The following is a 20,881-nucleotide window of genomic DNA, read 5'->3' as shown; positions in this document are numbered from 1 at the left end:
AAGATATGTCGACCAGGGGAAGGAGGTGTACCACGATTCGTGGTACACCTCAGACCGGATGATCCTCTGGCTGCAGCAGGATGAGCCTGCACCGTGCAAGGCGCAGATGTCGCAGCAGAACTCCTTCGGACCCTGACCACAGTCGGGCGGCTCACGCCGCCCGCGGGGGCCACGCCGAACTCGGGCACAGCGAACCTGAGCGAGGAAAGGAAGTTCCGCAATCGCCGCGAACCCAGCTCCTCCTGCGGCGCCCCAGGTGAGTAGCCCTGAGCGAGGTTGGGGACACGGGAGCGGTGACAGATACCGACTCCAACACCAGTCAGTGCCAGTCATTGACGTATCGACTCGTTGCGAAAGAGGGTTCGAATGGCATAGAGTCGACGACACGTTCCTGCTCGACTATGAGACCACTCGGCCTCCCACATCGCCGGCTGGTCTCTGAAGCGATGGAGAAGAACAGCGGCATGACCACCTCTGACGCTCCAACGTCAACTCCTGACGAACACAACGACCGCACGGAAGTCGACCCTGTCGCCACTGTCTATCAGCGCGTCATGGACCACTTCCCGTCGCAGGCCGCCGTGGCCCCGCTGAACGAGGTTGTCACACGAACCACGACGGTCTATCTCGACGTCATCGACCCCGCCGACGCCCCGGCGCCCGGCACCCTCGAGAAGGAACTCCTGGCGATCGTCAACGGAGTGTGCAAGTCCGAGAACCACAAGGCCTCCACTGCTCAGGAGAAGCTTCCTCTGCTCCGCTTCCTCACGTGCTGGCAGATCGCACAGATTTTGCTGCGCCTGCATCATGTCATCCGCATCGCGCCCAGTGCGAAGGACACGGATCGGGAATACGACCTCCTCGCGATGTACCAACCGTTCGGACGGGCTCGTGGAACCTACACGACCAGCGAGGATGACATCCGTACGCTGGCCCGCAAATACAACACCCAGCTCACACTCAAGGAGTTCGCCGAAGTCCTCGCCGTCCTGCGTGAGGACTCGCCCCGGCTCCATCAATGCACGCATCGCGATCTGATCGCCGTCAACAACGGCATCTTCCACTATGGCGTCGAGGCGCGGGACATCATCGTTGGTGACACGACCTTCCACCTGGAGCCCAAAACGCTGATGCCGTTCGATCCCGCTCTGGTCTTCCTGGCAAAATGCCATGTCGACTACGTCGATGCGCCCGGCAACCCTGTGATCACCCATCCGGTCGACGGAACGGACTGGGATATCGAGTCGTGGGTTTGCGAACTCTCCGATGACGAGGGGATCCCTGACTTGCTCTGGGAGATCGTCGGGGCCGTTATCCGCCCGCACGTGTCGTGGGGAAAAACGGCATGGTTCTACTCCGAGCAGGGCAACAACGGGAAGGGCACCCTCTGTGCGCTGATGCGGAACCTGTGTGGCCCGCGATCCCACACGTCGATCCCCCTCGCGGACTTCGGCAAAGAGTTCGCGCTGGAGCCCTTGGTGCGTACCAGTGCGATTATCGTCGACGAGAACGATGTCGGCACCTTCATCGACAAAGCAGCCAACCTGAAGGCCATCGTCACCAACGACGTCATCCAGATCAACCGCAAGTACCGCATGCCGATCGCTTATCAGTTCTATGGCTTCATGGTGCAGTGCTTGAACGAATTTCCCCGCGTTAAAGACAAGTCGGAATCCTTCTATCGCAGGCAGCTATTCGTCCCGTTCGTCAAGAGTTTCACCGGCATCGAACGCAAGTACATCAAAGACGACTATCTGCAGCGGACTGAGGTTCTGGAGTACGTGCTCTGGTACGTACTCAACAAAGCGGGAGCGGCCTCCCCGGGAAACTACTACCAGCTGTCCGAGCCAGTGGCCACCAGAGAGGTCCTGGCCGAGTACAAGGAAGCCAACGACCCTGTACGTGCCTTCTGGGCTGAGTTCCGAGAGCGGCTGACCTGGTCGCTCCTGCCCTTTACCTTTCTCTACGACCTGTACAAAGCCTGGTTCGCCGACATGTCGCCCAGTGGCTCACCTGTCAGCAACAAGCAGTTCATCGCCGACCTGGTGGCCATCGTCCGGGCGGACACGCTGTGGCATTGCCCTGACAAGAACCGGAAGATCAGACCCGGCCAGATGATGGATGACCCTGAGCCGACCATAGCCGAGTACGAGCTGGTCAAGTGGACAAACCCGGACTACAAGGGCTCCGACCCTTTGAGGATCTCGCTGCCTCGGCTGCGGGCCAACTACAGGGGCCTCATCCGGCGCCAGGGCTCGTCAGCCCAGCTCGGTGACGGCACCGACCCCGCGGGGGAGGGCGACTGATCCCTGAGAACCGGCAGTGCCTGCGGACGCTGCCCTGCCGAGACACGTTAGGACGGGGGCGAGGCAGAGCGCAGCCCGCCGCGGCCGGCGCGAACCGGCCAGCATTGAGATTCGCCGATGGCCGAAGGTTTACAGACCCAGCCTAGCCGCGACCACGACGCGGGCATCCGCGGTAGCACGTGGCCGGCCGGGCTGGGACGACGAAAGAGATATCCATGGAACGAACACCGGTCACGGCGGCGACAGCGCGATTCACCTTCTACGACCTCGAGTCACTGTCGGACGCTTTCACACTCTGCGCCTACACGCCGGAATCTGAGCAGTCCGTCGACACGCTGGAGGTCTTCTTTCTCGTGGATGACCCGGTGCTGGCCGCCAGTGTCGCACCGCGAGCGCTGTACGACAGGATCATGACGGCGAACCCTGGGCTACCGGCCGTGAACGTTAAGCTCTGGAATCTAAACTCTGAACCAGCCAATTACCGGCTCGCCACGCTGATCGGCCTCTCGAACGCCGAGAACGTCTGCGACCGCGGCGAGCTGTCCGACTATCCGAGCGAGCTTCGCCCGGTGTGTGATACCGATCCGTCCTACGACCCGGTCCAGCATCCTTTCCTCGCGGGCTACAACTCGCTGAATTACGACTCAGTCATGCTCGCACTGTATTTCACGGAGGTTTTTCCGGCCCCGCACCGTGCGAACATGTTTCAGCCTGCAACGGCGGGCCGCATGCGGCAGTACAACGACCAACTATTCGGGGAACAGCACATCGGGTACATGCCTGGTTACCTCGGGTGGGACAGTCCGGCCGCCAGGATCCGGCGCTCCATGCTGGGCTCCGGCCGCCATCTCGACGTCGCACGTCTCAACGAGGTGCAGTTCAAGGTCAGCCTGAAACGACTGCTCGGGATACTCGGCCGGCAGATCAAAGAGTCCGATCGGCTCGGCCAGGACGGTGCAATCACCAGTCCTGACGACCTTTACGATCTGCTGGCCTACAACGTGTCGGACTGCCTGGGATTAGCCCAGTTGTTCCGGCATCCAGCGTACGCGGGCAGTTTCGATCTCAAAGCAGGCCTCCTCGCGCAGTACTCCGAGACAGTGCTCCACCAGAACGGTACGGTCCGGCGCGATCGTCTGACCATCGACTCATCGTCGGCGAAGTTCGTCGGCCGGATCCTCGCGCCGTTTACCCCTCTGACCGATATCGAGGCGGTGTCGTTCATGTATCCGGATCCTGTGATCGCACGTGAGCGCGGTGTCCAGACAGTGAACGTGCTCGACGAATGCGTGCGTTTCTTCGAACAGAATGTCGCGCCTGACCCCGGAACTGTCTCGGGCGTTAGCCCGGCGCAGGTTCGCGCGCATCGTCAGTTCATGCAAGTTGTCGACTACTACCGGTCGATCGAGGGGCAGAACTTCAACGATTCGGACGAGTACCGGCAGATGTTCACACTCCCCGCGCGGAGCCTGCGTGACATTCCCAAAGCCCCGAACAACATCCCGTACTTCCAGGCAGACGGGTCACCGTCGTCGTGCTTCGTGACGTTCTCCACTGGAGGAATTCACGGCGCGGAGGCGGACTTGTCCGTATACACAGCCGTGCGGATCGAGCACCTCGAACACGAGGTGATGCTCCGTCGCGCCAAACTGTGCTTCCCCGATGCGAACGATTTCCTCGCGGAGGCCAGACATCAGCACAACAGGCTGACTCTTCCCGACGGATCCACCGTCGACAAACGCCTGGTACTCCTCGGCTCCAGCCCCGAGAAGGTGAAGTTCCGCAAACCCAAGAAGGACGACCCGATCCAGGCAGCACAGGTGGCCCGAGCTCAGGCAGCGGTTCCTGACGCTGCCATGCTCCTGGCGACTCAACGGCCCGCCACCGAATCCCTGAATGTCCTCCTGCCCGATGGCACAGTGCTGGAAGGGAAGGTCGTCCTGGCCAATACGTCCGTATCCGGTGCCGCCTACCGGGCCGGCCCGGTAAAGACAGCTCCGGCGCTGTTCACGGGGGGCGACAACGAGGCCACCAAGCTCCACCCGAAATTCGCCCGTACCAGCGCAGGACTCGCCGTCCACGAGGACTTCACCAGCTACTACCCGAACCTGCTCCGCAACATGCGGGCGTTCTACAACCCCGAGCTCGGCGAGGATCGCTATGCGAAGATCTTCTTCGACAAGGAACGCTATGGGCGTGAGATGAAGCGTCCGGGATTGTCCCCTGAAGAGAAGACGCGACTCGAGACTCTGCGGAACGGTACTAAACTCATCCTCAACTCCGCCTCTGGTGCAGGTGACGCTCGCCACCGCACGCCGATCCGGATGAACAACCGCATCATCTCGATGCGGATCATCGGCCAGCTCTTCAGCTGGCGCATCGGGCAGGCTCAGACCCTTGCGGGTGCCCGCATCATTTCCACCAACACCGATGGACTCTATTCCGTTGTCGACCACGGGACAGGGTTCGACGAGGTGGCGAACAACCGAGTGCTCGCCGAACAGCAGCACGCTATCGGCATTGACATCGAACCCGAACTGATGTTCCTCATCAGCAAGGACTCGAACAACCGCCTCGAGCTGGCCGCGCCCGCCCGTGGCAAGACAGTCGCCGAGAGCGCGATCGTCACAGCCTCCGGTGGCACACTGGCATGCCACAGCGGTCCGACCCCAACGAAATCGCTGGCACACCCGGCCGTCGTCGACTTCGCTCTGGCCCGGTACCTGCAGACGATCGCCAGCGGCGGGGAAGCAGCGTTCGCCGAACCTTTCGACCATGCCCTGGGCCTGAAAATGATCCAGGAAGCGGTGCGGCCGGATGCTCCAGTCAGGACCCTACTTCTGTTCCAGAACGTGATCGCCGCCTCCCGCGGTTCCATCACGTACCCGTTCGCAGCCGAGCCGATCGGCCACACACCCGGTGACGACCAGGACACCGACGCCACATTGGCCGAACCGCGCGCCCTGCAGATGGTCAACCGGGTCTTCGTGGTACAGGCAGGCACCCCTGGCGCCGTCAGCCTGCACAATGCGGGTGCGTGGAAAGTAACGAGCGCGAGCCAGGCGAAGAGGCGCGACAGCGGCTCTTCGGGCGTCAGGCGGGATCCACTCGCTCTCAGGGTCCTCCGGCACCATGGCTGGGCCAGGAACCGCGCTGAGGCGTCCGTCTCCAAGGGGCTGATGGTGCTGCCCGACGACCAGGACGTGGTCATCCGACGGATCAACGGCCTGGACCCAACGTGGCCGATGGCCATCGTCAACGACGACTTGTACTCCTTGCCGTCCACGACCGTCGGCACGCTGATCGCGTCGCTCGACCTCGATATATACAACCAGATGCTCGCGGATACCTTCACCAAGAACTGGATGAACACAGCCGTGTGACAATCCGCCGGCGCGGCCCGTGCAACGTTGGTGCGGAGTTGTGTCGAACCACTGAGAGTCCTTGTCGCCACTGATCGGTACTCGTCGCTATTCATCGACGTCCTGAACCCAGAAAAATATCCCCATGGAGCGTCCTATGACCTATGAAGACGATGAGAAAATCGCTGCATTGATTCGAGAGACCGAGGCCGCTGGCACTGTTGCGTTCGACAACCTCGACCAAATCGCAGACGACCTTCGCTGCCGAAATGGCATCAGCGTCACACGCGGTCCTCTTGCGGCGGTATTCGAGACTGGCGACAGTGAACGCGTTCTGTCGGTCGACGGAATGCTCAAGATCGGCGTGGGTGAATCCTCACTGAGCGTCTGCGCCGGCGCGTGCGACTACAGCATCGCCGGCACCGATTGCGGCCGCGACTGGTCTCAGTGCAGCCCTGGCAGTCGGAACCAGTGCATGCCCACATTCATGATCGAAATCGCCGATGGCCGCGGGGCGGCCCCGGTGAGCGTAACGGCGCTCGAGCGAGCGACGTTGACCATGTCCATCCCTTACGGCACCACCGACGGCGACGCCGGGCAAGACGGGCACCAGCGGCTCCGGGCGTATGTCGATGGCTGGATCGCCGGTCACCTGTGACCGGAGCCGTCGGCGATCGGGACGGCGTGCCCCGACGGGCACGTTCGTGCGATCGGAGAGGACAACAGGAGAACGTGATGGGAAAGGCCGTCGGTCAGCGTGAGAATGCCATCGAACGCTACCTCCTGCGGATGTGCCGAGAGAACGGGCTCCTGTGCATGAAGTTCGTCTCCCCTGGCCGGGCGGGAGTGCCGGACCGGATCGTGGTGTCGCCGATCACCGGTGTGGTCTTCGTCGAGGTCAAGCGCACGGCCGGACGACTCGGGGCACGGCAGAGCCGGATGCACTCGAAACTCCGGCACTTCGGCGCTGCGGTCCATGTCGTCGACGACGAGGCCGGAGTCGACACCTTGGTCGAACACCTCCGCGGCCAGTGCCATTCGCGGCTTTCGGTCAAAGCATAACCGTAGGGCATGTCCACCCACACCCCCAGTGACGTCGCGCCGTGTGCCAGGTCTTCACCCCGTGGGCCAGTTGCTGGCGCGCGTCCGTGCGGACTCGAAGGAAGCAGATGACGAAAAGCCAATCGCGGAGCGGAAACAGCGGCGCCGACAAGTTTCGGCGTCTCACCCGACAGGAACTCGGAGGTTTCGACGATCAGGCGCGGAAATTGATCCTTGAGGCCATCGAGTATGGATGTCTTGGGGATATCTCGGCGAATGGCAACTGCATCATTCGCAACAATGCCGGAGGTTCAGTCTCCGTGTCGCGCAACAAAGGAGCGTCCAACAGGAAAATTCACAACGTACGTAGAGACCTGCGTCATCTGATGTCCAATCATAGCCACGATGACGGCGCTGCGATCACGCGGCAAACGTCACGTACCCCAGAGTTGATGACCGTCGCCGAGGCGTTTGTCGTACATGGAGCAGCATTCAGCCGATGGTTCGACCGGCAACCCGAAAGTCTGCCCGCGACGCAGCAGCTGGAAGTCACGTTCGACGAGGACGGCGTGGTGAGGTTCAGCGTTCGTGAGGGGAACGGGGGAGCCGACACTCGCGCCCCGCGATTCGAACCTGCGGCGACGGGCCGCCACGACGCGGACACCTCCGCGGTGATCGGCCCCGGCCAGGGACTTCCTGCCGGAGCGGAACCCCCCACGTCGATCGTGGCCGGGGCACTGCCGGATGACGCGGAGCTCGCCCGGCTCACCGCCCGTGTCACAGCACTCGGAGCCGAACTGGCGCGTGAGAAGAGACGTGCCGACGAAGCTCAAGCCCGGCTGGACCTCGTTCGAGAGGTCCTTGATGTCTGAGCACGACCGCCGAACGACAAGCCAGAAAGGACGGCACAGGTCGTGAAAACCGCCAACACCACCACTCGGACCTCGGTGCCCCAGGCCCCCGCCCTGCAGCCCCACCAGCAACAGATCCACGATTTCATCGTCGACCGGCCCTTCGCTGGGGCCTGGGTCAACATAGGCGGCGGCAAAACCCTCGCGACACTGCGTGTCCTGCAAACTGTACGGCCGATCGGGCACATTCTTCTTATCGCGCCTGTCGCGATCGCTCGATCGACATGGCTCGACGAGATCGAGAAGTGGGGATTTCCGATAAGGACGAAGTCCTTGATCGTCGACGACCTTGACCGGAAGATCTCCCGGCAGCAACGTCTCGAGCGGTTTCGGGAGATCTTCACCGACCAGCCGACGATGTACTTTGTCAACCAGGAGATTCTCACTCAGCCATCCCAGCGAACGAGCGTGCTGAAAGCGGTGCTCGACCGCACATCCGGCCCAATGCTTCCACCGGACGTTCTGGGCACGCTGTCACCGGAGGCCTTGGATGTCCTGGACTTCCTGCGAACCAGGGGACCGGAGCCCCAGGACGACGTGGTCGTCAACTGCCGCGAGGAGGCGGCTCGGTCCGGCCGGCCCGTCCCCAGCAAAGCGGCGATCACAACGGCGATCCGCGAACTGCTCGCGGCCAAGGCCGTGGCAAGAGAGCGGCGTCCCTGCCCGACCTGCTCCGGTCAGGGCTGCTCCGAATGTCGCTTCGGCCTGGTCGACCAGATGCCGGTTCATGAGCTCAACGGGCAACGGACCATCACCTGGCCGTTTCCCACGGTCATCATCGACGAGTCGCAGGGCTTCAAATCTCATGCGAGCGATCGATTCACGGCACTCGCGCAGGTCCGACCCGCGATCAACCGGCTCATCGAGCTGACGGGAACACCCAGTCCGAACGGCCTACACGACCTGTGGAGCCAGGTCTACCTGCTCGACGAGGGCGCCTCGCTCGGCAGAACCATCACGGACTTCCGCCGCCGCTGGTTCATCCCGAAGATGGTGCCTGGCACCACCACGCCGGCGAAGTGGATTCCGAAAGACGATGCCGAAGAAGAGATCCACCAGGCGATCTCTCACCTGGTTATGAGTGCGGAAAACACGTCCTTGGTGCTGCCACCGGTAAGCATCCAGGACGTCAACGTCACGCTTCCTGCGGACCTGCTTCAGACTTACAAGGAATTCAGGCGCGACCTCGTCATGGATGTGGTCAAGACATACCGCGATGCGGACGGTGCGCTCACCCACAGCCTTGAATCGATCGTCGCCGACAACCAGGCGGTGCTGACGAGCAAGCTCATGCAGTTCGCCTCCGGGACGCTGTACACCGCCGATCCGGACCAGCCATCGTCCAAGGGCGACTACACCGTCATCCACGACAAGAAGCTGGAGATGGCGGAGTATCTGGTGAGGAACAACGGCGGGCAGCCGATGCTCATCGCCTACCAGTTCCGTTCAGATCGTGAACGCCTGCTCGCGCACTTCGTAAAGACAGGCGTCGGCGCGGAGGCCTTCGATGGTTCTCGCCACATGGTCCACCGGTGGAACGCCCAGCAGATTCCCGTGATGCTGCTTCACCCCGCCAGCGCCGGGCACGGTCTGAATCTGCAGTACGGCGGCTCGTCGCTGATCTGGTACACGTTGCCGTTCTCGCTGGAACACTACCTGCAGACCAACGGCAGACTTCCCCGTCCGGGGCAGACCCGGCCAGTAGTGATTCATCGTCTCATCGCGAAGGGTACCCAGGACGAGCGTATGCCTCGTCTGCTGGCAGAGAAGCAGTTGGTCCAGGACAACCTCCTCGACGCTGTGTCTGGCGATGCGATTTGCGCCGCCGCTCTGGAAGCCGAAATTCGCGAAGACCTCAATGACCTCTGGCTCTCTGAGCGGGTCTAGAACTCGCATCCTTCGGGGAGGTAGCCCACACCGCGCCCATCCGGTGGTGCTGGCCGCGTCCGGACGCGGACGGCGAACCGACACCGCACACGCGATCATAGGGGATTAGGCAGTGACAGAAGCGCCATCGGAATTCACCTTCACGACGACGGACGATCAGCGCCGCATCATCAGGAACGCGCTCTTCGACAAGGCCGCCGAGACCCAGCACTACATCTCCGGCTATCAGGACGTCAACGCCGCGCCTGGGCCACTCGATACGTGCTGCGATAGACACATGGCCAGGTTCCGGGAACGGAAAGCAGAGCGAGACTCCTTGCTGGCCCGTTTGAGACAGGTTCGTGCACTGATCGAGGTCGTCGACAGCGCGGTGCCCGCAACGACCGCTGACGTCTTGACCAGTCCCGACAAGATCACACTCGTCTATCACGACGAGCAAGGTCGAGCCGAACGGGAGACGCTGAGGAAACTCCTGGCATCCGCCACGACCAGCCATCGGAAAGTCGTGGCGGTGGTCGTCGACATCACAGCCGAGCATCCCGGGAATTCGGCCAGTTCGATTGCCGGTGAGCTTGCCGCCGCGCTGCGGGAACGTGACGATGGCATGTCGCACGGTGTTGCGGAGTGGCTCCGTGATCACGGCAATGATGCCGAGGTCCGGATCCTGCTGTCGGGGCTTCTGGACCAGTTGGCCAACATGGCTGGAGAAGCCCTCGGATCCCAAACGGCCGCCACATCGGCTGACAGCGCTCCTCGTCAGTACCTCGACTGACGGTCACCCAGCTGCCGGGTGGGGCGAGTCACGCTGTCGAGGCTCGCTACCGGGCCTCGACAGCGCGCTGGTGCGGATAGTCGATGACGATGCCCCATCGATGTTGTGGCTGTATCTGTGCGTGAGCCCGCCGACGTGGTCTCGGCAGCCGCGGCGCCTGCAGTCGCCGAGGCTGATCGCGATCGCGGCTGGGCTACGAGATCTGAATTGGGCGACGAGAGTATCAAGCAGTCATCAAACGCACTCCGAGGTCGTGTTTGAGGACTGCGGAACATGGGCGGAACTTATGCGCTATTACGTGTCGAACACCTCGACCGAACTACTGGTGTCATCCGGCGCTGAACGTCAGAAGCCACGCTGGCATGATGATGCCCTTTGCGCGGAGACTGACCCAGAGTTGTTTTTCCCCGATGACGATGACGATGCCGTGGACGCGAAACGTATCTGTGCCCGGTGTGAGGTCCGGGCTCAGTGCCTGATGTACGCCTTGGAAGCCGATGAGCGCACAGGAGTGTGGGGTGGCGTCTCCGCCGGCGAACGCAATCGCATCATCGATAGTCTGTCGGATCTTCAGCTGACACCGGCGCAGGCGCGCAAGCATGAACGTGACGCGACCATCGTGACCATGACCGGCCGAGGTATGCGGGCGCCGACCATCGCCGCGCGGATCGGCGTCACCGACCGGACGGTCTACAGGGTGCTGAAGCGGCACCGTGCTCAAGTAAGCCGCGATGAAGGTTCCCCGGATCGTGCCAGGACGGGGAGCACGGCGGCGTCGTGAACTCTGAACGTGCGCACGGCCGTTCCGCGGTCGGCGGTCACGGAGACCACCAGCCGGCCGAATACCGAGAACCACGCGTCGTCGCTGGTGGCGCGGACGAAAGGGACCCGCCATGGAAGCCTACAGCCCAAACACCGACACGATCTATCCATCCTGGGACGCTTTGGTGAGCGCGGAGGCTCACGGCTTTATCACGGTGGCTATTCTTCAGCATCGCCACCCGAAGACCGGAAAGACGACGACGTACGCCCGCGCGTTCGGCCCGTTTTCTGAACGCCGCCTCGCGAGGAATAAAGCCGCCGTTCTGCGTCGGAGGTGGAAAGTCAGCCGGGACGACGAACGACCAGGGCTGACCTTGGTGAAGGTGGCGACAGAGCCTCTCTGGGGCACCGTCCCCGCCACCACCAGGACGTAGCCGGGAGAGTCCACCCCCCAGGGCGACCACCGGCACCGCGATCACGCTGCGCATCTGTTTCGACTTCCTGCGCAACACCGGCGGTGATGGCAGAGTTGATTTTGTACTGGTCCTATGAGGGGAAAGAGGTGTGACATGTGGACGTCGACGACGGTGCCCATCGGGACCCTCGCCATGCGCAAGCGATTGTCCGGGCGTACTGACGGTGCTCGTGGGACAAGGCACGGCTGCCGTGCTGCCAGCACGCATAGAGCTCCGGTGAGGAATATCAACAGCGTCGCGGCCGCAGTCCTGCAGTGGCATCGCCGGCGAGGAGGGATGGTCACCCACATGATCGGAAAGTCACGTAACAGCGTCAGGGTCTCGGCGAGGCACCCGCGGCACCATACGCCCATCCCGGATGCGCAGCGGGATCCGCCGGCCAGTGAGCAGTCGGGCGAGCACAGCGCGGACGCGGAGGGATTCCACGGTTTCGAGGAGGCGCGCGAGATCATGTGGCGTTACGAGGTGCGGGCCCGTGTCAATCAGCACGTGGCCAGCACGTCGTTCATGGACGATGGTGCCGTCGCGGCTGTCCACGTCGACACCACCGCTCACCCGGATCGTGCCGTCCTCACCGCCTTCGATCACGACGGCGCGAGAGTCGGCGGCGATGTCGTCCACCTCGTGGAACCGCAGCAGCGCCTCGACATCGCGCCCGAGTTCGACCACGACTTCACCGGGATGAACGTTCCCGAAGGCTCAGCGCTGGGCGAGGCCATCGCTCGTGAGAATGGCTGGGTGATCGATATGCGGGCCCTGCGCGTCTACGAGCCTCGCCACGATCGACGGCGTACTCAACGTGCGGTGTTCCTTGCCCATCTGGGTGACATGATGAACAGTGGTCAGGTCCGCAGCTTCCTGTCCGAACGGGAGCACGGAACGCGAGACGCCGAGGGACCGGCGGCAACAGCGACTGACTGAGCGCCGGACGGCTTCCACTGCCGGATGCGTCTATTTCGGCGATGTGAGCAGTCCGTGCGCGTGAAGCCACCGACGATACATCCGGAAACGCCGTCGGCCATGGCCCGGCTGACGCCGGCCCCGGGCATGGTGGCGCGAGATCTGTGGCCAGAAACGCGACAACGGCCGCCCGGGCGGGGCCGATAGTCCGAGGAACCACGCAAGATGCCGCTGAGAGTCCGTTCCCGAGGCCTGCAAGACAGACGCGGCGAACGGAGCGCTACGAGGGGTGCACCCCACTCCTGTCTCGGGCCCGCCCGCGGTGCTACGACGAGGCGCCCACGACAGGTGAGCAAGGCCCGGTCCATCGGCCACGACGGACCGGGCCTTGCTCATGCGTCTCACCGTCCGGCATCGCGGGGCCTGATTCGGCTCCACAATCCCGGCCTGTGCGCGCGGTGCAATTGTCGTTCACGCAGTTCCGACGTCACACGCTCGGAGATTCCGGGAGCCTCGCATGAGTGCCTCTCTACGTTGGTACGGCTGTCACTCGCGACAGTCGGCTATAGCGAGTGGTCATGGTGACGGCACCGTAGCGCCCTCGTCAGGCGACAAGAAGAATCCACCGATTCTCTCACTGCTCCGATATGCCGTTGAACAAAAGTGAACAGAAGGAACAGAATGAGCAACCACTCCATCTCGGCCAGCCAGCTGACCGAGAACACCACTGTCTTCATCCGGGGAAAGCTCGCTTTCGGCCGTCTCACCCGTCCGATCGACGGCGACGAGCTCGCCCGCAGCGACCAGCGCAAGATCCAGAGCGGCATGAGCCCCGTGGGAAGGCCGCACACCACAGTGACGATCACCGAGGCCGAGGTTCAGTTCGCCGACCCGGCGAACCCGACGATCGAGGAACGGTACGTCGACGAACGCCGGTACACCTCGACCAAGAATCCGGGAACCGGCGCCAACTACTCGATCGACTCGAAGGGGAGCAATCTCCCTATCATCGCGATCCCGGCCGCGGCGGGAGACGGCACCTTCGACCAGGACACCAGTGGCCAGGAGCTCGCCCAGGGGCTGGACGTCGAGCTGGTCCTGCGCGTCTACAAGCCCGAGAAATTCGCCAACCGCGGCCTGTCACTCAGTCAGGTGATCGTGCACGAGAAGCCTCGCTACTACAACGCCGGCGGCGTGGCCACCAGCGAGCTCGCCGCCCGTGGCATCGTGTTCAACACCCCGCCCCGCGCGCTCCAGCCGCCCGCCGACGCGTCCACCAGCGGCGTCTCCGAAACCGTTGGCACGGAGATCAAGGACGGACGGCCTATGCCTGCGCCGCGTCCCACGGCGGCCACACGACCCCAGGCTGGTGTTCCCGATACCGCCACTGTCGTACCGGAGCAGGCCGAGGAAACACCCGAGCAGAAACTCGAGCGCCTCGAACGTGAGAACGCGGCCTTGAAGAATGCCGGATCGGCAGTGGGCTCGCCGGTCGGCGTCGGGGCTGGTACGGCTGGTACCCGCGGAGCCGGTGACCCGCCGGCGAGCGCCGGTGACCAACAGGCCGGCATCACTTATCAGGGCTGAGCGCTGGTGTAGCCGAATGTGCCCTCGCGTTGCCTCCGAGCAGAGCAACGCGAGGGCACGTTTTTTGACACACCCCTCGCCAGGGTTTCCCATCCAGCGAAAGCGTGCGTGTCACGATGTTGCCTACCGACCCGCGGGCGATGTTCCCCCAGTTCTATGAGAATCCCGCGATACGTGCGTTGGCACCCGCCCGCCGATGGACTGTCTCAGGGCAGATCGGTGAGGACGTCGACGAACGTAAAGCCCCGATCGACCTGCGTGAACTGATCGACCACGGTCGTGTCCGCGGCGCCTGGAACATCGGGCCGGTGTGCTTGACCGATCTCGACGAGCTCACCGAGGCCCTTCCCGGTGCCAGCAACGCCGCGTTCTACATCCAGGTGCATACGGACGGCCTCCTGGTGATCGATATCGAGCCAGGTTGCCCGCCGGAGATCGCGGAGAACCTGTGCCGGATGCCCGGAATTCTCTATGCGGAACAGTCGATGTCGGGAGCGGGGTTTCACCTGATCGTTCCCGCGCCCGAGAACCTGCACGACTTCCCTGTGGCCGCGGACAAGCGTGCGCTGAGGCACGAGCAGGGATGGTACGAGCTCCTTCTCGACCATTGGGTGACCTTCACACGGTCCCCGATACCAGACGCGGTCGAGGACGATGCCGCCGCCACGATCCGTCCCCGGCTCGGCGCGACAGTGGAGGAGGTCTACGCGGATCTGGCTGTGCACGCGAGAGAGAGCGCGAGCGTCACGTCCGCCACGGTCAGCACGGGCAGCTCGATGCCGGTCATCCCCCACGCGGAGACGATCGTCGAGCAGACCGTGCTCGGCGCTCGCGGCCGCCTGCGCAGGCCGGACGACTTCCACAACGATCTGTCCCGCTGGGAGTTCTCAGTTCTCGGCACGCTCTACCACTGGATGCAGGTGCCGTTACGGACGCTCGGCACGCTCGGCAACCACTACACGCCGGGGGACCGGGCGTGGCTGCTCTATCGAGCCGCGCTCGAGGTACTACCCGCTCGTCCGAAACACACGCAATTGCGCAACCAGAGACCGTTCCTTCTCGAGCGGGCCGCCGCGCTCGTGGCAGAACGTGAAGCTGCGGCTCAGAAAGCGGAGCGCGACACCCCGTCATCGCGCTGACGCACGCGGATAGGGACGCCGGCGTCAGGTGATGATGAAAGGACTGGATCGCGCGGAGCGCGATCGGGTGGCGGTGTGCAGCGGGGCTCCACCGCCACCCGGACAGGCGGTGCTGTCACCTCAGGTCCAACCGCGGACACGTCCCCGGGAATCGACACCGGATACAGGCACGTTCTCGTTCGCCCTGCCCTCTCCCGACCAGAAGGACCTCATCATGAAGTTCAACGACACTCTCACGACGCTGATCAAGCAGGCCCTGGAAGTCGGTGCCACACCCGCACTGATGGGCGAGCCAGGCATCGGCAAGTCCTCGTTCGTCGACGCGCTGGCCTACGGGATGGGCACGAAGGCATTCACCCTGCCGTGCAACCAGCTCGCGGACAAGGCTGACCTCACCGGCGCGCGTTTGGTTCCCTACACCACCGACGACGGCAGTCAGAGCTACAAGCAGGTTTTCTACCCCCACCAGGTGATCCAGGAGTGCATCGACTATGCACGGAGCAATCCGCGGGAATGGCCTGTGCTGTTTCTCGATGAGATCAACCGTACGACCTCGGACGTGACATCCGGTGCGCTCACGCTGGTGACTCTGCGCCGCATGGGGCATGTCGCACTACCGGATAATGTCCGCATCGTCGTCGCGGGCAACGACAAGGGAAACGTCACGTCGCTGGACGAGGCGAGTCTCTCTCGGTTCGCGATCTTCCACGTCGAGCCGGACACCCCGACTCTGCTCTCGATTCTGGGCAACGGGATGAACCCCTGGGTGAAGAAGGTGCTCACGCAGTTCCCGGGAATGATCTTCCAGAAGTCCATTCCCACCGCGTTCGTGGCCGACGGTCAGAGCGATGGCGACGAGGACAAGGTCACCATGGCCGAACTGTTCGACGGTGGCGAGGAGATGAACCAGCTCACCACGCCCCGGACCATCGACAACTTGTCGAAGTGGCTGAACGCGGCCGACCCCCGGGAGCTGGCGCAGTACATCCAGACCCAGGTCCAGATCGGTGAGCGTGACACCACGCTCCTGAACGAGGCCATCGAGGCATACACCGGCAACACCACCTTCACGGCTCAGCTGGTCAACGTGATCGCCGACGACCTGGCATCCAACCCCGCGGGCCAGCAGAACAGCGTCAACGTGCCGAAGCCCAACTGCTACGCGCAGCTGAAGTCCGCGCGCACGGTGAACGATCTCGAAACGGAGATTGCGCTGCTGACTGGGAACGAACTGTCCGGCGCCGTGCTGTTCGCTCTCCAGGAGAACGACGACAACGCCCTCCTGATCGAGCACCTGGCCCGTGCCGCGACCCAGTTCGAGAAGGAGCACCTGCGCACGCTCATGGCGATGGTGACCACACAGCAATTCGATCGTTCGAATCTCCAGGCCTTCCTGGCTTCGGATACCCCGATCGCCAACAAACTCAAGCCGACGCTGGAGGTCTACCTCTGATCGGCCGCCCATAAGAGACGGGGCCGTGGCACCCATCCAGAACGGCCCCGCAGCCGCGAGTGACCGGACTCCTGACCTCGGAACGCTGAAAGAGACGCTGCCATGACGATAACTGTCACCAACCAGAAACCGGCCGTGCTCGATCCGGTGCACACGATCTCGCTCACCGGCAACTACGACCCGGTCCCGGCGATCCAGCAGACCCTCGCGGATCCGTTGCTGACGCCCTTGAACCCGAAGAGCCCGGTCACGATCACCGATGCCTCGGGGCGTGACATCAGCAATGACGTCCTGAGCATGCTCATGAGCTGCTTCGGCGACATCATGAACGCCGGTGCCGAGCAGAGCGCCAAGGAACTGCTCGGCCAGACCATGGTCAACTTCGACCCGGCGACCCCGCTTCCCGTGGGAGAACTCTTCGCGACCCAGGCAGGTCACCGCAACAAGCTTCCGGCCCCCTCGGCACGAGTCCTCTACACGGCGCAGAACGACGTCGTACCCGCCGCGAAAAGCCTGCTCGCCGGTGCCGCCGATGACAGCCTGTTCTTCACGTCACTCGCCTACTCCTTCCATCCCAACACCCTCGGATTCTGGTTCCAGTCCGCGGCCTCTTTCGACACGTTCAAGACCTGGTTGTCTGTGCAAATCGCAGCGATGAGGCGTGTGGTCCCGTCCACCACGTCACGACTGCTGACCGACTTCGCGGCGCTCAGGCTCAACGATCTGACGGAGTCGCTCCTGCTGCGGAAGGACGACGGTGACGGTAACGAAGAACATTCGTTCCCCAGGGTGCTCCTTCACATGTTGATGCAGTATGTCGATCAGCACCGGGCTCAGTCGGCGGCGACCAGTACCGCCATCGAGGTCGGCGTCCTGCCGTTCACGGTCGGTGAGCTCTTCTGCCCCCAGTCCGTCGTCCTGGTCAACGTCGAAGCTCACGCCCGAACCAGCGCGGCCAAGATCACGGCCGAGTGGGGGATGATCAATCAGTCCTTGGCATCGCCGTTGAAGATCGTCTCCCACCGGAACCTCTCCAAGCTCACCTCTTTGCCGAGGGCCGCCGCCAGGGCCGCAGCCATCGCGGCGCTCCCGCACGCCGGCCAGCCAACCGGCCGCTCGGCGCGGGTGGCATTCCGCAAGCAGCCGCCGAGCAAGATCGACCTGTTCAAGGACATCAAGCGCGTGCTCCGGCGCATGCGGGCAGTCGCCCGTTCGCAGAACGTGTTCCGCACTTCGAGGACGACCTTTCTCAAGGCCAATCGCAGGACACCCGACGACTACAACAAGCCTGGCCGGATCACCTCCACCAGCTACCTGCCGGACCTGCACATCTACGTCGACACGTCGGGATCGATCAGCGAGGCGAACTATCAGGAAGCGGTCATGATGTTGATCAGGATCGCCAAGAGGCTCAATATCAACCTGTACTTCAACTCGTTCAGCCACATCCTGTCCCAGGAGTCTTTGCTCAGGGTGGAGAACAAGTCGGAGAAGCAAATCTGGCACACCTTCAGCAAGGTGCCCAAGGTGACCGGTGGGACGAACTTCCAGCAAGTATGGAGGTACATCAACGCCTCGGCCACGCGCAAGCGCCAGCTGAGCCTGATGATCACCGACTTCGACTGGGCTCCTCCCGCCACGCGCGAGGAGCACCCGCCGAATCTGTACTACGCCCCGTGCTCTGCCATGGACTGGCCCACGATGGTCGATCTCGCCAGCAAATACGCCGACGCGATGCAGCACATCGATCCGAGCATCCGTCAGAAGCTCCTCGGCATGGTCGTCTGATCCCAGCTGGCCAGCCGGATCAGCAGTGCCGCCGCTGACACCGGTCGGCACTGCTGATCGCCCGGTCTCCCGACCTACCCCTCGCCGTCCGAGCGTCCAGCGCGTCCGCGCGGCGCGCCCCGATTGGCCATACCCAGCACTGGAGACGCGCATGGCTCTCAGCAACTTCACGTCGGGTGGCTCCGACGACGACAGCAATCCCCCCGGCGGCCACCCGCCAGGGCTGCCCACGCCCGGTTCGCCTCCCGGCGACACGGACGTCGACATCCTCGACGAGCTGCTGGTCAACTACAACGAGAAGTTCGCCAAGGCCGACCCGACGATGTTCCGGGAAACGCTGATCGAGCAAGTCCTCTCGGTCCTGATCAGCAAGAACAAACCGAACGTCCTCCTGAAAGGCTCCGCCGGCGTCGGCAAGACGAGGATCGTCGAGGACATCGCCCGCCGGATCGAGCTCGGAGACGCCCTGATTCCCGATCACCTCACGTCCCATACGATCTACGAACTGCCGATCGCGAACCTGATCGCCGGCTCAAGTTTCGTCGGTTCGCTGGAGGCGAAGGTCAAGGCGGTCGTGGACTTCGCGGTTGACCCCAAGAACAAGGTCATCTTGTTCATCGACGAGATCCACCAGATCACCGGCGGCACCAGCAGTCACAGCGATCCCATCGGCCGGAAGATCTCGCAGATGCTCAAACCTGCGCTGGCCCGCGGCGACATGTCGGTCATCGGCGCCACCACCTCGACCGAAGTCCGTGCCGTCGACGAGGATCCGGCCTTCGCCCGCCGCTTCACACCGCTCATCGTCGACGAACTGACCGTCGAGCAGACCCGGACGGTGCTGGCGTCCGTCCGGCCCGGCCTCGTGGCCCACTATCACCATCAGATCGCCGTTACGGACGATGTCCTGGCGGACACTGTCACGATCGCGGAAGCGAACTCGCGGGCCGGACAGCACCGTCCCGACAACGCCATCACCCTGCTCGACCGGGCGATGGCCGACCGTGTCCTGGAGCAGAAGAAACTTGTGGTCCAGGCCCAGAACGACGGCGACACGGCCCTTGCGCAGATCCTTCAGAACGCGGGGCAGGTGCAACTGACGAAGGCGCGCGTACTCGACGTGGCCAAGAGGCTGATGACGGGCAACGCCCAGCGACCGGACTTCGATCTGGAGACGTTACGCACGACCCTCCGGAGCCGGTTGCAGGGGCAAGACGACGTGCTCGACCAGTTGACCGACCACCTGGCGCGCGAAGACCTCGAATTGTTCCCCGCGACGACCCCGACGACGTGGCTGCTGGCCGGAGCCTCGGGAGTGGGAAAGACCGACACGGCCAAGATCATCGCTCGGCAGAGGACCGGCTCCGATCCGATCATCCTGAACATGACCGAGTACCACGGGTCATGGTCGACGTCCAAGATCATTGGCTCCCCGCCAGGCTACCTCGGATCCGACTCCAACCAGGAGCTTCCGTTCGACACCCTCGAATCCAACCCTCACCGGGTCATCCTGCTCGATGAGTTCGAGAAGGCCGACAAGGCGGTGCAGAGGCTGTTCCTGTCCGCCTTCGATGAGGGCTACATCCGGAACGCGCACGGTAAGCTTCTGGACTTCTCGAAGGCGCTGATCATCTGCACCACCAACGCCGCACGAGACTCGCTTAGCGGACACCGGATCGGGTTCAGTCCTGTACGGACACCGGTGCCGCCCCCGAGCCTTGCCAGGGCCCTGACCGGGTTCTTCGATCCCGAATTGCTGGGCCGCTTCTCACTGATCGTGGGGTTCAACCCCATCGACGCGGACACCTATCGCCTGATCATGGCAACGGCCTACGCCCGGCAGCGTGAGCACATCATGGCGGTTAAGCCCCGGCTGGCGTCGTGCCTTCCCACGGAGATCCCCGACGACGAGCTGCGTGCCCTCGCCGATCGCACCTACGTGGACTCCCAGGGCGCTCGCCCAGCGGGGAAGGCCGTACGCACCTGGATCGAGAATCGCCTGCTTGCCCAGCGGGCCGGTGTCACCGTCGCCGCAGCGATGCCGCCGCCCGAGGAATCAGAGACCTCGCCGCCTGGGTGAGCTTCCCGTTCTGCCCCGAGCGCCCGTGCCCCTCCTGGATTCGTCCCAGGGGCACGGGCGCTCGGGCATTTCCCGACCAGTCCGAAGGAGCCAGAATGACCGTTACCGACGCGCAGCAGCGCGCCTGGGGTACCGGTGTCGTCGCCGACGGTGCCCGGACGACGCTCGCAGCCAAGGCCCGCGACGTCGACGAGCTCCGCGAGCTCGGCCTCATGCTCGGCCTGTTCACCACCGACCAGCATGGCGCCATCAGCCCGGCGAACCCACTGGACGAGGACGTCCGGCTGTCCCGCCTTGCCCGCACCCGAAGGGTGACCCGGTAGCCAGGAGCTGCCATGTCGTCGGCGGCACCGGGTACCCGTTGAGCACAGCACGCACCACGGTCCCGGCTTTCAGGGGCCTGACGGCCCCTGACGG

16 protein-coding genes are annotated in these 20,881 nt (G+C 63.6%); all 16 read left to right on the top strand.

The features are described from left to right. Positions 1-464 precede the first annotated feature (464 nt). The 16 genes from CVV72_RS10755 (at position 465) to CVV72_RS10680 (ending at position 20,787) form a co-directional block, all read left to right on the top strand. Positions 465-2,306 (top strand): phage/plasmid primase, P4 family, encoded by a 1,842-nt coding sequence (locus CVV72_RS10755; protein WP_219152278.1) that lies wholly within the window; start codon positions 465-467, stop codon positions 2,304-2,306. Between the two features lie 215 nt (positions 2,307-2,521). Beyond that, positions 2,522-5,689: a hypothetical protein gene (locus tag CVV72_RS10750; protein WP_219152277.1), complete on the top strand. Its 3,168-nt coding sequence runs from the start codon at positions 2,522-2,524 to the stop codon at positions 5,687-5,689. 136 nt (positions 5,690-5,825) lie between these two features. Beyond that, positions 5,826-6,326 (top strand): hypothetical protein, encoded by a 501-nt coding sequence (locus CVV72_RS10745; protein ID WP_219152276.1) that lies wholly within the window; start codon positions 5,826-5,828, stop codon positions 6,324-6,326. 77 nt (positions 6,327-6,403) lie between these two features. Beyond that, complete coding sequence (locus CVV72_RS10740) at positions 6,404-6,730, top strand: VRR-NUC domain-containing protein (RefSeq protein WP_219152275.1); 327 nt, start codon at positions 6,404-6,406, stop codon at positions 6,728-6,730. Positions 6,731-6,837: 107 nt separating this feature from the next. Next, entirely contained in the window at positions 6,838-7,581 is a 744-nt protein-coding gene (locus CVV72_RS10735; RefSeq protein ID WP_219152274.1) for a hypothetical protein, read from the top strand. Positions 7,582-7,623: 42 nt separating this feature from the next. Then, entirely contained in the window at positions 7,624-9,507 is a 1,884-nt protein-coding gene (locus tag CVV72_RS10730; RefSeq protein ID WP_219152273.1) for a DEAD/DEAH box helicase, read from the top strand. 112 nt (positions 9,508-9,619) lie between these two features. Continuing rightward, positions 9,620-10,279, top strand: coding sequence for a hypothetical protein (locus tag CVV72_RS10725; RefSeq protein ID WP_219152272.1), 660 nt, complete (start codon positions 9,620-9,622; stop codon positions 10,277-10,279). A gap of 286 nt (positions 10,280-10,565) precedes the next feature. Continuing rightward, on the top strand, positions 10,566-11,060 hold the full coding sequence (locus CVV72_RS41870; RefSeq protein WP_219152271.1) for a WhiB family transcriptional regulator: 495 nt from the start codon (positions 10,566-10,568) through the stop codon (positions 11,058-11,060). Between the two features lie 112 nt (positions 11,061-11,172). Then, complete coding sequence (locus tag CVV72_RS10715) at positions 11,173-11,475, top strand: hypothetical protein (RefSeq protein ID WP_219152270.1); 303 nt, start codon at positions 11,173-11,175, stop codon at positions 11,473-11,475. Positions 11,476-11,793: 318 nt separating this feature from the next. Then, positions 11,794-12,438, top strand: a complete 645-nt coding sequence (locus CVV72_RS10710; RefSeq protein WP_219152269.1) for a hypothetical protein — start codon at positions 11,794-11,796, stop codon at positions 12,436-12,438. A gap of 660 nt (positions 12,439-13,098) precedes the next feature. Next, complete coding sequence (locus CVV72_RS10705; protein WP_219152268.1) at positions 13,099-14,004, top strand: hypothetical protein; 906 nt, start codon at positions 13,099-13,101, stop codon at positions 14,002-14,004. A gap of 140 nt (positions 14,005-14,144) precedes the next feature. Continuing rightward, positions 14,145-15,143 (top strand): hypothetical protein, encoded by a 999-nt coding sequence (locus CVV72_RS10700; protein WP_219152267.1) that lies wholly within the window; start codon positions 14,145-14,147, stop codon positions 15,141-15,143. A 67-nt stretch (positions 15,144-15,210) separates the two neighbouring features. Beyond that, positions 15,211-16,596: an AAA family ATPase gene (locus tag CVV72_RS10695; protein WP_219152266.1), complete on the top strand. Its 1,386-nt coding sequence runs from the start codon at positions 15,211-15,213 to the stop codon at positions 16,594-16,596. A 228-nt stretch (positions 16,597-16,824) separates the two neighbouring features. Continuing rightward, on the top strand, positions 16,825-18,384 hold the full coding sequence (locus tag CVV72_RS10690) for a hypothetical protein (protein ID WP_219152265.1): 1,560 nt from the start codon (positions 16,825-16,827) through the stop codon (positions 18,382-18,384). Between the two features lie 151 nt (positions 18,385-18,535). Then, entirely contained in the window at positions 18,536-20,464 is a 1,929-nt protein-coding gene (locus CVV72_RS10685; RefSeq protein ID WP_219152264.1) for an AAA family ATPase, read from the top strand. Positions 20,465-20,559: 95 nt separating this feature from the next. Then, the gene (locus tag CVV72_RS10680; protein ID WP_219152263.1) at positions 20,560-20,787 is read left to right on the top strand and encodes a hypothetical protein; all 228 of its coding nucleotides are present in this window, start codon (positions 20,560-20,562) and stop codon (positions 20,785-20,787) included. Positions 20,788-20,881: the final 94 nt, after the last annotated feature.

The sequence above is a fragment of the Amycolatopsis sp. TNS106 genome, assembly GCF_019330265.1.
Classification (GTDB): Bacteria; Actinomycetota; Actinomycetes; order Mycobacteriales; family Pseudonocardiaceae; genus Amycolatopsis; species Amycolatopsis lurida.
Note: the sequence above shows the minus strand (reverse complement) of the source record. Positions and strands in the feature narration are given on the sequence as shown.